The organism is Streptomyces sp. NPDC085866, assembly GCF_044541035.1.
GTDB lineage: Bacteria > Actinomycetota > Actinomycetes > Streptomycetales > Streptomycetaceae > Streptomyces.
Genome location: NZ_JBITSQ010000003.1, coordinates 56,371 through 68,974 on the forward strand (window position 1 = coordinate 56,371; position 12,604 = coordinate 68,974).

General features: G+C 73.6%; 12 protein-coding genes and 1 pseudogene. 7 read left to right on the plus strand and 6 right to left on the minus strand.

Annotation, left to right across the window (positions count from 1 at the left end; translation table 11 throughout):
- The first annotated feature begins 54 nt into the window (after positions 1–54).
- Positions 55–699, plus strand: a complete 645-nt coding sequence (locus ACIF83_RS07070) for a peptide deformylase (RefSeq protein WP_393471138.1) — start codon at positions 55–57, stop codon at positions 697–699.
- A gap of 8 nt (positions 700–707) precedes the next feature.
- Here ACIF83_RS07070 and ACIF83_RS07075 read toward each other — a convergent pair whose 3' ends face one another.
- A complete protein-coding gene (locus ACIF83_RS07075) occupies positions 708–2,138 on the minus strand; it encodes a dihydrolipoyl dehydrogenase family protein (RefSeq protein WP_393471136.1) in 1,431 nt (476 codons plus the stop codon).
- Between the two features lie 176 nt (positions 2,139–2,314).
- On the opposite strand from ACIF83_RS07075, the gene trxA reads away from it, so the two are divergent.
- The gene (gene trxA / locus ACIF83_RS07080) at positions 2,315–2,689 is read left to right on the plus strand and encodes a thioredoxin (RefSeq protein ID WP_393471133.1); all 375 of its coding nucleotides are present in this window, start codon (positions 2,315–2,317) and stop codon (positions 2,687–2,689) included.
- Between the two features lie 29 nt (positions 2,690–2,718).
- Here the strand turns inward: trxA and ACIF83_RS07085 are convergent.
- Together ACIF83_RS07085 and ACIF83_RS07090 are read right to left on the minus strand one after the other, a co-directional pair.
- Positions 2,719–4,177, minus strand: a pseudogene (locus ACIF83_RS07085) (aldehyde dehydrogenase family protein); the annotation flags it as partial.
- Between the two features lie 153 nt (positions 4,178–4,330).
- Positions 4,331–5,377: a LacI family DNA-binding transcriptional regulator gene (locus ACIF83_RS07090; protein ID WP_398137957.1), complete on the minus strand. Its 1,047-nt coding sequence runs from the start codon at positions 5,375–5,377 to the stop codon at positions 4,331–4,333.
- Positions 5,378–5,523: 146 nt separating this feature from the next.
- On the opposite strand from ACIF83_RS07090, the gene ACIF83_RS07095 reads away from it, so the two are divergent.
- Both ACIF83_RS07095 and ACIF83_RS07100 read left to right on the plus strand, forming a co-directional pair.
- Positions 5,524–6,186 (plus strand): TetR/AcrR family transcriptional regulator, encoded by a 663-nt coding sequence (locus tag ACIF83_RS07095; RefSeq protein WP_393471127.1) that lies wholly within the window; start codon positions 5,524–5,526, stop codon positions 6,184–6,186.
- 25 nt (positions 6,187–6,211) lie between these two features.
- Complete coding sequence (locus tag ACIF83_RS07100; RefSeq protein ID WP_399724187.1) at positions 6,212–7,366, plus strand: FAD-dependent oxidoreductase; 1,155 nt, start codon at positions 6,212–6,214, stop codon at positions 7,364–7,366.
- A gap of 7 nt (positions 7,367–7,373) precedes the next feature.
- Here ACIF83_RS07100 and ACIF83_RS07105 read toward each other — a convergent pair whose 3' ends face one another.
- The gene (locus tag ACIF83_RS07105; RefSeq protein ID WP_393471121.1) at positions 7,374–8,054 is read right to left on the minus strand and encodes a TetR/AcrR family transcriptional regulator; all 681 of its coding nucleotides are present in this window, start codon (positions 8,052–8,054) and stop codon (positions 7,374–7,376) included.
- Positions 8,055–8,156: 102 nt separating this feature from the next.
- Here ACIF83_RS07105 and ACIF83_RS07110 point away from each other — a divergent pair, with 102 nt between their 5' ends.
- Entirely contained in the window at positions 8,157–8,714 is a 558-nt protein-coding gene (locus tag ACIF83_RS07110; protein ID WP_393471118.1) for an NAD(P)H-dependent oxidoreductase, read from the plus strand.
- A 60-nt stretch (positions 8,715–8,774) separates the two neighbouring features.
- Here ACIF83_RS07110 and ACIF83_RS07115 read toward each other — a convergent pair whose 3' ends face one another.
- Positions 8,775–9,752: an ArsR family transcriptional regulator gene (locus ACIF83_RS07115; RefSeq protein ID WP_399724190.1), complete on the minus strand. Its 978-nt coding sequence runs from the start codon at positions 9,750–9,752 to the stop codon at positions 8,775–8,777.
- 56 nt (positions 9,753–9,808) lie between these two features.
- Here ACIF83_RS07115 and ACIF83_RS07120 point away from each other — a divergent pair, with 56 nt between their 5' ends.
- Together ACIF83_RS07120 and ACIF83_RS07125 are read left to right on the plus strand one after the other, a co-directional pair.
- Complete coding sequence (locus ACIF83_RS07120; protein ID WP_399724193.1) at positions 9,809–11,143, plus strand: MFS transporter; 1,335 nt, start codon at positions 9,809–9,811, stop codon at positions 11,141–11,143.
- Positions 11,144–11,152: 9 nt separating this feature from the next.
- A complete protein-coding gene (locus tag ACIF83_RS07125) occupies positions 11,153–12,133 on the plus strand; it encodes an alpha/beta hydrolase (protein ID WP_393471112.1) in 981 nt (326 codons plus the stop codon).
- A 3-nt stretch (positions 12,134–12,136) separates the two neighbouring features.
- On the opposite strand, the gene ACIF83_RS07130 is transcribed toward ACIF83_RS07125, so the two are convergent.
- Positions 12,137–12,595 (minus strand): (2Fe-2S)-binding protein, encoded by a 459-nt coding sequence (locus ACIF83_RS07130; protein ID WP_398137953.1) that lies wholly within the window; start codon positions 12,593–12,595, stop codon positions 12,137–12,139.
- Between the last annotated feature and the right edge of the window lie 9 nt (positions 12,596–12,604).

The window sequence follows — 12,604 nt, forward strand, 5'->3', positions numbered from 1 at the left end:
GTGTTGGTGACCCGTGCCACTGGGTGTGGCAGGCGGGCATGGCATCCTGACGCGATGGCACCTCCCAGTGATCGCGAACTTCTCGCCGAGCGGGTCGAGGAACTCCTCGCGGCCGGCGGCCCCTTGCCCATCGTCGCGGCCGGTCTGCCGGTCCTGCGCCAGGGCACCGAACCCTACGACGGTCAGCTCGGCCCCGCTCTGCTGGACCGCTTCGTGGAGGCCCTGCGCGTCACCATGCACGCGGCTCCGGGCGTGGGCCTGGCCGCACCGCAGGTCGGCGTACCGCTGCGGATCGCGGTGATCGAGGACCCGGCGCCGGTGCCGGAGGAGATGGCGCTGGCCCGGGGCCGGGTGCCGCAGCCGTTCCGGGTCCTGGTCAACCCGTCCTACGAGCCCGTCGGCACCGCCCGTGCCGCGTTCTTCGAAGGCTGCCTGAGCGTGCCGGGCTGGCAGGCCGTGGTGGCCCGGCACGCCGAGGTGCGGCTGCGCGGCCAGGACGAGCACGGCCGCGAGCTGGACGAGGTGTTCACGGGCTGGCCCGCGCGCATCGTCCAGCACGAGACGGACCACCTCGACGGTCTGCTCTATCTCGACCGTGCCGAGCTGCGTTCCCTGTCCACGAACGAGGCGGTGGCCGCCCGCTGGGGGCAGCCGACCCCGCACGCGGCGGCCGAGGCGCTGGGCTTCGAACTGCCCTGAGCCGGCCGTCAGTTGTCCCGGTAGGCCTCCAGCAGCCGCAGCCACACCTCGCTGAGCGTCGGATAGGACGCAACCGCGTGCCACAGGCGGCCGACCGGGACGCGGCCCGCGACCGCGACGGTCGCCGAGTGGATCAGTTCGCCGACGCCGGGCCCGACGAAGGTGACACCCCGCAGGATCTCCTCCTCCAGGTCGACCACCATGCGGGCGCGGCCCTTGTAGCCGTCGGCGTACAGTCCGGCGCCGGCGACGGAGGAGAACTCGACGTCGACTGCGCGGACGCGGTGGCCGGCCTGTTCCGCCTCGGCGAGGGAGAGGCCGACGGCTGCGGCCTCCGGGTCGGTGAAGACGACCTGGGGCACGGCGTGGTGGTCGGCGGTCGCGGCGTGCGCGCCCCAGGGCTCGTCCCGCAGGGGGTTGCCCGTGGCCCGGGCGGCGATGGCGGCGCCTGCGATGCGGGCCTGGTACTTGCCCTGGTGGGTGAGGAGGGCGCGGTGGTTGACGTCGCCGACCGCGTACAGCCAGTCGGTGCCGTCGACGCGGAGGCTGTCGTCGACGTCCAGCCAGGAGCCCGGCTCCAGGCCGACGGTGTCGAGGCCGATGTCGTCGGTGTGCGGGACGCGGCCGGTGGCGAAGAGGATCTCGTCGGCCTCGAGGCGGTCGCCGGCGTGGGTGACGGCCACGACGGTGCCGTTCTCGCGGGCGACGGACTCGACCGTGGTACCGGTGCGGACGTCGACGCCCGCCTCGGTGAGGGCCTCGGCGACCAGTTCCCCGGCGAACGGCTCCATGCGGCCCAGCAGGCCCTTGCCGCGGACCAGCAGGGTGACCCGCGAGCCGAGGGCCTGCCAGGCGGTGGCCATCTCGGTGGCGACGACACCGCCACCGACCACGATCAGCCGGCCGGGTGCGGCCTTGGCGCTGGTGGCCTCGCGGCTGGTCCAGGGCTTGACCTCGGCCAGCCCCGGCAGGTCGGGCAGCTGGGCGCGGGTGCCGGTGCTGACGGCCACGGCGTGCCGTGCGGTGAGGGTTGTCACGGTGCCGTCGGGGCCGGTCACGGAGACCGTGCGGGGGCCGGCGAGGCGCCCCTGGCCGCGGTACAGGTCGGCGCCGATGCCGTCCAGCCAGCGGACCTGGCCGTCGTCCTTCCAGTGCGAGGTGTACTCGTCCCGGCGGGCCAGGACGGCCGGCGCACCGAGGGGACCCCGGACTGCCTCGGCCAGGCCGGGCAGGCGGCGGGCGTCCGCCTGGGCGATGACCGGCCTGAGCAGCGCCTTGCTGGGCATGCAGGCCCAGTACGAGCACTCGCCCCCGACCAGCTCGCTCTCCACGACCGCGGTGGTGAGGCCGGCCGCACGGGTGCGGTCGGCGACGTTCTCCCCCACGGGCCCGGCCCCGAGCACCACGACGTCGTACGCGATGGATTCCGTTTCCGTCATGGAGCCAGTCTGGTGGGTGGTAGGCACGGGGGCCACACGGGTACGCGCACGGAACACGGCCGTGCACGCTCGGAACAGGCATGGAACACGCACGGAACAGGCATGGAATAGGCGACCGCATCGCCGTGTTTCCGCCGTCGGCACAAGCCCCCACACCAGGAAGAGGGAATCACGCCATGAGCAGCACTGTGGAGCTCACCAAGGAGAACTTCGACCAGACCGTCACCGAGAACGAGTTCGTCCTCATCGACTTCTGGGCCTCCTGGTGCGGGCCGTGCCGTCAGTTCGCGCCCGTCTACGAGAAGGCCGCCGAGGACAACCCCGACCTGGTGTTCGGCAAGGTGGACACCGAGGCCCAGCCGGAGCTGGCCCAGGCCTTCGGCATCCAGTCGATCCCGACACTGATGATCGTCCGGGACCAGGTCGCGATCTTCGCCCAGCCGGGTGCCCTGCCCGAGGCCGCCCTCACGGACGTCATCGGACAGGCTCGGAAGGTGGACATGGAAGAGGTCCGCAAGAGCATCGCCGCCCAGGAGGCGAAGGGCGAGTGACGCCGGGGCAGCAGCCCTGGGCAGCTCTGGAAGGGGTACGGCGCCACGTCGCCGCGTACGGTCGTCCAACGCAGTTCGGTGAAGGCGCCCAGGTTGGCCCCGCTGCCGAAGCGGGCGCCGGTGCCGGACGCGGCGACGCCGCCGAACGGGGCCACCGCCTCGTCGTTCACCGTCTGGTCGTTGATGTGGACGATCCCGGTCGGGATGCGCTCGGCGAGGTCCAGGCCGCGTGCGGGGTCGCGGCTGACGATGCCGAGGGAGAGGCCGTAGGCGCTGTCCGCCGCTAGCGCGGCCGCCTCGTCGGCGGTGGCGAAGGAGCGGACCGGGGCGACCGGGCCGAAGACCTCCTCGGTGTAGGCGGGGGTGTGGTCGTCGACGCCGGCCGGCGCGGTCGGCCGGTGGAAGAGCCGGTCGTGGGTGCCGCCCGCGGCGAGTTTCGCACCTCGGGCCGCGCTCTTCTCCACCAGGCCGTGGATCTTGGTGAGTCGGCCCGCGTCGTGACCGGGCCCCGAGGTGCACCTGGTCGCGGTACGGGGCGCCGACGGCGAGCGAGTCGGCCTTGGCGGCCAGCCGTTCGACGTACTCCTCGTAGAGCGAGGCGTGGACGAGGTGGCGGCCGGTCGTCATGCAGATCTGGCCCTGGCGGAAGAAGGAGCCCCAGGCCGCAGGGGAGATCACCGCGTCCAGGTCGGCGTCCGCCAGCACGATCAGGGCCGAGTTTCCGCCGAGTTCGAGGTGGGCGCGCTTGAGGTGGCGGCCGGTCGGCTCGCCGACGGCACGGCCCGCCGCCGTGGAGCCGGTGAAGGAGACGACGGGGACGAGCGGGTCCTCGACCAGCGCCTGCCCGACGTCGGTGCCGCCGGGCAGCACATGCAGCAGGTCCTCCGGCAGGCCCGCCTCGGCGAGAACGGCGTCGAGCGCCAGTCCGCCGCAGACCGCGGTGCGCGGATCGGGCTTCGGGACCACCGCGTTGCCCAGTGCGAGGGCGGGGGCGGGGGCGACGGAGCGGACGGAGAGGATCAGCGGGGTGTTGAACGGCGCGATCACGCCGACCACCCCGGCAGGGACCCGGCGGGTGTACGACAGCCGGGGCGCCTCGCTGGGCAGCACCTGTCCGGCGGGGCGGGAGGCGAGGGCGGCGGCCTCGTAGCACTCCTGGGCGGCGACGTGCAGTTCGAAGTCCGCCCTGCCGGGGACGGACCCGGACTCGCGGACCAGCCAGGTGCGCAGTTCGTCGGCGTGTTCGGTGAACAAGTCCCCTGCCCTGCACAGCACTTGGGTCCGTACGAAGTGCGGTGTGCGGGCCCACTCCCGCTGGGCGGCGCGGGCGGTCCGGGCCGCTGGGGCGACGTCCTGGGGCGCGGCGAGGGTGAGGGCGGCGAGCGCGTCGCCGGTGGCAGGCTCGGTGACGGTGGCGGGCTCGGTGACGGTGTACTCGGGTCCCGCCGGGGTGCGGGTCTGCCAGGACTTCGGGTCGAGCAGCGGCATGTCGGCTCTCCGATCGGTCGCCGGGCGGTACGGCTCGGGGTGCGGGCCGGGTCCGGGGACGCGCCTGTCGGGCTGAGCTCGATCCATTCTGTTGATCGCGAAACTACATCGGGGCGCACCTCTCCGGAACCCCGACCGTCACCGGAAACCGGCTCAGCTGGAGGCGCGCTGGACGAGCGAAGCGCCCAGCACCCTGCGCACCTCGGGCTCGCCGCCGGGGTCGCGCACCGCGCGGTCGACCAGTTCCGCGAGTTCGCGGCCGGAGGGCAACTCGATGTGGACGGTGCTGAGCCGGGGCCGCAGCAGCCGGCCCAGCATCAGGTCGTCGGCGCCGACGACAGCGATGTCTTCGGGGATGCGCACGCCCTGGTCCTGCAGGGCGCACATCAGCAGCATGGCGTACTCGTCGTTGTAGGCGAACACCGCGTCCAGACCCAACTCGGGCCAGCGGGCAGCGAGTTCGGCGGCGGCCCGCTCGGTGTACGCGAGCGGCAGCGCGGTCACGGTCGCGTCCGTGCCGCGCAGGGCCTGATGCACACCGGCGAGCCGGGGCCGGGAGAAGGACTCCAGGCCCGGCTCCTCGGGGACGATCACACCGATACTGCGCCGGCCGCGGGCGTACAGATGCGTACCGGCACAGTGGCCGACGGCGTCGTGGTCCATGAGCAGGGCGTGTGCGCCGTCGACGCGTTCGGGGCCGAGGGTCACCACGGCGCGGGCGCCGGACCGCTTGAGGACCGCGACGCCCTGCGGGCCGAGCCCCGCGCCCGGCACCAGGACGGCGACGGGACGCAACTCGGCCCAGGCGCGGGCTGCCTCGTCGCCCTGGAGGCCGACCGTGCCGTACTGCACGACCGTGTAGTCGAGGCGGCCGAGGGCCGACTGGAGATCGCCGAGGAAGTGGCTGTAGAGCGGGCCCACCGGGATTGTCGGGGCGGGCATCAGAACCATACGGCTGTGTCCGGCGCGCAGACTGCGGGCGGCGGCGTGGGGCACGTACCCCAGCTCCCGCGCGGCCTCGCGGACGCGGCGGCGCGTCGGCTCGCTGATCCGTACGGCGCTGGTGTTGTTGAGGACGTAGGAGACGGTCGCGCGCGAGACGCCGGCCAGCCGGGCCACATCGGCACTCGTGGGGACGGAGTGCGGTGCGGGCGCAGCGGACGGGGACGTGTTCGGTATCTGCACCATGACAGACCGCATCTTGGCAGAGGGGCGGCGGGCGGGGGTGGGCGGGGGAAGGTGGTTGACCGCTGAACGAAAGCCCCGTCCAGCAACCGCAGGTGGAACTGCACGAACACGTTCGCCACGAACTTGTTCGGAACGAACATGTTCGTTACCGTGAAGGCATGACAGCTTCCCCCCGCTCCCGTCGCGAGCGTCCCGCCAAGCCCGCCCTCACCCGGGAGGGCATCGTCGCCGCCGCGGTGGCGATCCTGCGTGCCGAGGGACTGCGGAAGGTGACCATGCGGCGGCTGGCACAGGAGCTCGACACAGGTCCCGCCTCGCTGTACGTCTACGTCCGCAACACCGACGAGCTGCACGCGGCCGTCCTGGACGAGCTGCTCGGCACGGTCGGCCCCGCTCCGGCCGAGGGCACCTGGCGCGAGCGGCTGGAGCGCGTGCTCACCGACTGCACGCGGATGCTGCTGGAGCATCCGAGTCTGGCGCGCTCGGCACTGACCGCCCGGCCGAGCGGCCCGCACTACCTGAACCTGATCGAGACGCTGCTCGCCCTGCTCGACGAGGGCGGGGTACCGCGCGAGCGGGCGGCCTGGGGCGTCGACCTGCTGCTGCAGCACGCCACCGCGACCGCCGCCGAGCACGCCGGGGAGGAGTCCCCGGGCGACTGGCAGGCGCTGGACAGCGCCCTGCGCGGGGCGTCCACGGACACCCACCCGCACATCGCCGCGACCGGCGAAGCCCTGCTGTCAGGTACCCCCGAGGCCCGGCTGTCCTGGGCCCTCCGCGCGCTGATCAACGGCATCGAACGCACCGCCGTACCCGACTGACCCCCTCACCTCCCAGGAGGCCACCATGACCACCCCTGCCCACACCCTCCCCCACCACCCCATCGCCATAGTCGGCGCAGGACTCGGCGGACTCGCGCTCACCCGGGTGCTGCACGTGCACGGCATCGAGGCCGCCGTGTTCGACCTGGACCCCTCGCCGGCCGCGCGGACGCAGGGCGGCATGCTCGACATCCATGACGACTCCGGCCAGGAGGCGCTGCGCGCGGCCCGGCTGCACGAGGCGTTCCTGGCCCGCGTCCACGTCGGCGGCGAGGCCACGCGGGTGCTCGACCAGGACGCGACCGTCCGCCTGGAGGAGCCCGACGACGGCACCCGCGGACGCCCCGAGATCGACCGCGGTGACCTGCGCGACCTGCTCCTGGACTCCCTGCCGCAGGGCACGGTCCGCTGGGGCGTGAAGGTGACCGGCGCGCGCCCGCTCGGCGCCGGCCGGCACGAGGTGACCCTCGCGGACGGCAACGCCTTCACCACGGACGTACTGGTCGGCGCGGACGGCGCCTGGTCCCGCATCCGCCCGTTGCTCTCGTCCGCACAGCCCGCCTACACCGGCGTGTCGTTCGTCGAGGCGGACCTGCTGGAGGCCGACGCGCGCCACCCCGGGAGCGCGCGGGTGGTCGGCGGCGGCATGCTGTTCGCGCTCGGCGCGGGCCGGGGCTTCCTCGCGCACCGCGAGTCCGACGGCAGCCTGCACGTCTACGCCGCCGTCGAGGCACCGGAGGACTGGCTGGACGGCATCGACTTCACCGACACCGAGGCGGCCGAGGCGGCCGTGCTCAAGGAGTTCGACGGCTGGGACGACAGCCTGAAGGCACTGGTCACGGACGCGGACGGCGCGCTGGTGCCACGGCGGATCCACGCCCTGCCGGTCGGTCACCGCTGGGACCGGGTCCCCGGGGTCACCCTGCTCGGCGACGCCGCGCACCTGATGTCGCCGTTCGCGGGCGAGGGCGCCAACCTCGCGCTGCTCGACGGCGCCGAACTGGGCCTCGCACTCGCCGCGCACCCCGGGGACACCGAGGCAGCGCTGGCGGCCTACGAGGAGAGGATGTTCCCGCGCGCCGAGTTCTCCGCGTCCGAGTCCGCGCGCAGCGCCGCGATGCTGTTCCGCGCCGACGCGCCGCAGGGGCTGCTCGACATGTTCGCCGCCGACCACGGCTGAACACGGCTCAGCCGGAGCGCTCCGTGCACGTCACCCGGGCCACGAGGTCGTGCCAGCCGGACTCAAGCCGTTGCATCGGCATCCCGCACTGCCGGGTCAGATGGTGGATCAGCGCGGGGTCGAGATAGGCCATCAGCGTCTGGGAGAGGAGTTCGCAGTCGGCGGTGGGCACGATCTGCCGCAGCAGCATCGCGACGTGCGTGCGCAGGGCCTGCAACGAGGGGTGCGAGAACCGGCGGGCCGGTTCCGGCTGGGCGGCCAGCTGCAGGTCCAGCTGTTCGGCCGACCGGTAGAGCACGGCCACGCCGAAGGCACGCAGCCGCTCCAGGGGCGGAGCCCCGGGACCCAGCGGCGTCGGCCCGCCGAGGAAGTCGGCCTGCAACTGCCGCGCCGAGTGGTCGAGCAGCGCCATCAGCAGCCCGTTGCGGTCGCCGAAGCGGCGGAAGACCGTCCCCTTGCCCACCTGGGCCGCGGCGGCCACCGCTTCCATCGTCACTCCGGCCACCCCGTGCTCCGCGATCAGCCGGGCGGCGGCCTCCAGCAGCCGGGCGCGGTTGCGGGCCGCGTCGGCACGCAGGCACGGCTCCTCGGGGGCCGGCTCGACCTCCAGCAGCTGAGGGGTTTCGAGGGGCTCCTGAGGCTTCGGGAAGGGCGGCAGGGGGCTGGACATGAAGCCAGCGTAAAGCATCGGGAATGAAACTGGACCGCGGTCCGGTTAGCCTGATAGAAACTTAAACGGACCCCGGTCCGGATCGTGACAGCGATGTTTCACCCCCCTTGGAGTACAGCCATGTCTGTTCGTATCCTCGCGCTCGTCGGCAGCCTTCGCGCCGGTTCGCACAACCGCCAGCTCGCCGAGGCGGCCGTCAAGCTCGCTCCTGAGGGTGCCGAGGTCGACCTGTTCGAGGGCCTGGCCGAGATCCCCTTCTACAACGAGGACATCGACGTCGAGGGCAGCGTCCCGGCCGCCGCCGCCAAGCTGCGTGAGGCCGCCCGGGCCGCCGACGCCTTCCTGCTCTTCTCCCCCGAGTACAACGGCACCATCCCGGCCGTCCTGAAGAACGCCATCGACTGGCTGTCCCGCCCCTACGGCGCCGGCGCCTTCGGCGGCAAGCCCGTCGCCGTCATCGGCACCGCCTTCGGCCAGTACGGCGGCGTGTGGGCGCAGGACGAGGCCCGCAAGGCCGTGGGCATCGCCGGCGGCAAGGTGATCGAGGACATCAAGCTGTCCATCCCGGGCTCCGTGACCCGCTTCGCCGAGACCCACCCGGTCGACGACGCCGAGGTCGCCGCCCAGCTGACCGAGGTGGTCGCCCGCCTGCACGGGAACGTGGGCGCGGCTGCCTGAGCCGTAGCCACCAGCGAGGGGCCGGAGCCGTGCTTCGGCCCCTTTCGCGTGCCGCCGGGGTCACACCGAGGCCAGCCGCTCCCCCAGCGGGCTGCGCCGGTACAGCACCCGGCGGCCCTCCCGGGCGCGGGTGACCAGGCCCGTGGCGTGCAGCACCCGCAGGTGCTGGGAGACGGCGCTCGGTGTCACGCCGAGGCGGCGGGCGAGTTCCACGGTCGGGAGGGGTTCGACGAGCAGGCGCAGCAGGGTGGTCCTGGGCGCGCCGAGCAGCGAGCCGAGCGCCGAGGTGTCGGGTGCGGGCTCCGGCTCCCACAGGGTGGCGGCGCCCCGGCCCGGATAGTCCAGCATCGGGGGCTCCTCGGCGCTGATCGGCGGTGCCGGCTTGTGCGCGAACAGGGACGGGACCAGCCGCAGACCGCGCCCCGATCCGTCCACCTGGTGGTGGCCGATCATCTGGTCGATGGTCAGGACGCCGTCCCGCCAGCGCAGGTTCGGATGCAACTCGGCGAAGAGCAGCCGCGCACCGCCCGTGGCCAGCTGCCGGGCGCGGTGGGTGATGTCGGCCTCCAGCACGAGCCGTATCCGCGGCCAGTGCGGCAGCAGGGCCGACTCCCAGTAGCGCCGCAGCGACGAGCAGATCCTGTCGACCAGTTCGAGGACGTCCGGGTCGCCGGGGGCCGCGGCCTGCCGCAGAGCCTCGGGGAGGGGCCTCGGTGCGTGGGCGGCGTACAGGTCGCGGCGTACGACCTCCACGGGTGTGGCCCGTACGACGGCCAGCTCCTCCTCGATCGTGGGCGCGAACGACGTGGGCCTCGGTGTCAGGAAGTCGGGCAGCGTCAGGGTGTCGCCCACCAGGGTGGACAGCAGCCGCAGGTCGGCCGGGTCGAGCGTGCGCAGGACGGACGTGCGCCACCGCACGTGGAGCGGATAGAGGGCGGGGGCGCGCAGAGCCCGCAGGCTGCCCATGACCTCGGACAGCGGGGAGACCGCGAACCGGGTGTCGGCGAGGTCGTCGACACCGAGCAGGAAGCTGATCATGTAGCCCCGGCCTACATCCTTTGGCAACCGCCCGTGCGTGCCGTGGACTTCGGCACATGTCGGATCACAATGCAGCGCAGCGTACCGCGCCCGTACCCCGCTCCTCCCGGCTGATTCCGCTGCTGGCCATGGCCTGCGGGGTCGGGGTCGGCAATGTCTACTTCCCGCAGGCGATCGCCCCGCTCACCGCGGCGGGCCTCGGCGTCTCACCCGACACGGCGGCCGGCGTGGTCACCGCGACCCAGTTCGGCTACGCGGCGGGCATCTTCCTGTTCGTCCCGCTGGGCGACCGGCTTCCGCCCCGCCCACTGCTGGTCACCCTGCTCACGCTGACCGGCCTCGGCCTGTGCGCCGCGGCCGCGGCGCCCGCGCCGGCGCCGCTGCTCGCGGCGAGCATCCTGGTCGGGGCGACGACGGTGATCGCCCCGCTCGCCGGGGCGCTGGCGGCCGGACTGGTGCCCGAGGAGCGCCGGGGCGTGGTCGGGGGCACGCTGCTGAGCGGTTCCCTCGCGGGCATGCTGCTCTCCCGCACGGCCGGCGGCACCCTGGGCGAGCGACTGGGCTGGCGGGTGCCGTACGTCCTCGCGGCCCTGCTCACCCTCGCGGTCGCGCTGCTCCTGGCCCGCGCGCTCCCCGACTCGGCCCCGCCCTCCCGGCAGCGGTATCCGCGGCTGCTGACCGAGCCGCTGCGCCTGCTGCGCACACAACCGGCCCTGCGCCGCTCCTGCCTCTACCAGGCGACGGTGTTCGCCGGCTTCTCCGCCGCGTGGACGGGCGTCGCGCTGCTGCTCACGGGCCCGGTGTACGGCCTGGGTGCGGACGCGGTCGGGCTGCTGGCGCTGGTCAACGCGGCGACCATGGTCGTCACGCCGTTCGCGGGACGCCTGGTGGACCGGCGGGGGCCGGACGGGGTGAACCTGGTGTGCTTCGTGATCGTCGCCGGCTCGGCGGGAGTGCTTGCCCTGGGCGCGCTCGGCGGCACGTCCGGCCTGGCCGCCCTGGTGGCGGGCACGCTCCTCCTGGACGTCGGCATGCAGTCCGGGATGGTCGCCAACCAGGTCCGGATCTACGCCCTCGGCGGGGAGATCCGCAGCCGCCTCAACACCGCGTACATGACGTGCGCCTACCTGGGTGGCAGCCTGGGGTCGTGGCTGGGCACGGGGGCCTACGGGCGGTTCGGCTGGGCCGGGGTGTGCGCCCTGGTCGCCCTGCTCACCGCGCTGGGGCTGATACGGCACTCGGGCCAGTTCCGGGCACCCGCCGTCCGGCGGACAGGTTCCGCCGGACGGCGGCCTCCGGGCTCCTCGGGGTACGCGGATCATGGCCGCAGGAGCCACTGCGGGTCGTACGAGTCGCCCGACGGGTGGCCCGAGCCGCATGAGTCCAGGTGAGGAGAAGCCATGCCCCAGGTCCCGCCCCCGCCCCCGTTCGACCCGGAACTCGCCGCCGCACTGGAGCTGATCAAGGACCAGATCTCGCCCGGCCTCACCCTGGAGGAGATCCCCGCCGTCCGGCAGAGCGCGGGCATCGAGCTGCTGGGACAGCTCGACCTCACGATGGGCGGGGCCTTCGAGGCGGAGGACCGCACGGTGCCCGGCCCGGAGGGAGCCCCGGAGATCTCGCTCCTCGTCTGCCGCCCCACGTCCGCCGACCCGGCCACCCCGCTGCCGGTGATCTACCACGTGCACGGCGGAGGCATGGTCCTCGGCGACAACCGGGCCGGCGTGGACGGCCCGCTGGCCTGGGCGCGCGAGCTGGGCGCGGTGGTCGTGTCGGTCGAGTACCGCCTCGCGCCCGAGCACCCGCACCCGGCGCCGATCGACGACGTGCACGCGGGCCTGCTGTGGACGGCCGCGCACGCGAAGGAGATCGGGGGCGACCCGGACCGGATCGTCATCGCGGGCGCGAGCGCCGGCGGCGGCCTGACCGCCGCGCTCGCCCTCCTGCTGCGCGACCGCCAGGGCCCGCCGGTCATCGGCCAGTTGTTGATGTGCCCGATGCTCGACGACCGCAACGAGTCCGTCTCCAGCCATCAGATGGCGGGCCTCGGTGCCTGGGACCGCACTGCCAACGAGACCGGCTGGACGGCACTGCTGGGCGAGCGCCGGGGCGGCCCCGACGTCCCGTCCCACGCAGCCCCCGCCCGCGCGACCGACCTGTCCGGCCTGCCGCCGGCCTTCCTCGACGTCGGCTCAGCGGAGACCTTCCGGGACGAGGTCGTCGACTACGCCTCCCGCATCTGGCAGTCCGGCGGCACGGCCGAACTCCACGTCTGGCCGGGCGGCTTCCACGGCTTCGACGGGTTCGCCCCGCAGGCGGCCCTGTCCCAGGCGGCCCGGGCGGCCCAACTGGACTGGCTGCGACGTCTGTTGGCCGGCTGAGGGTCAGCCACCGCTCTCCGCTGCCTTCTTGATCGCCTCCCGGATGCGGGCGTACGTGCCGCAGCGGCAGATGTTCTCGATGGCGTCGATGTCGGCGTCCGTCGGGTGGGGCGTCCGCTTCAGCAGGGCGGTGGCGGCCATGATCTGACCCGGCTGGCAGAAGCCGCACTGGGCCACGTCGCAGTCCAGCCAGGCCTGTTGGACCGGGTGCAGGGTGTCGCCGTCGGCCAGGCCCTCGATGGTCGTCACGGTGCGGTTCGCGCAGTCGGCGACCGGGACCACGCAGGGCTGGATCTCGGCGCCGTCGAGGTGGCTGGTGCAGGCGCGGCAGACGCCCACACCGCAGCCGTACTTGGGGCCGGTGACGCCGAGCAGGTCGCGCAGGACCCACAGCAGGGGCATGTCGGCGGGGGCCTGAACGGTCACCTGTCTGCCGTTGAGGGTGAAGGAGTACGAACGCATGGATGCCTC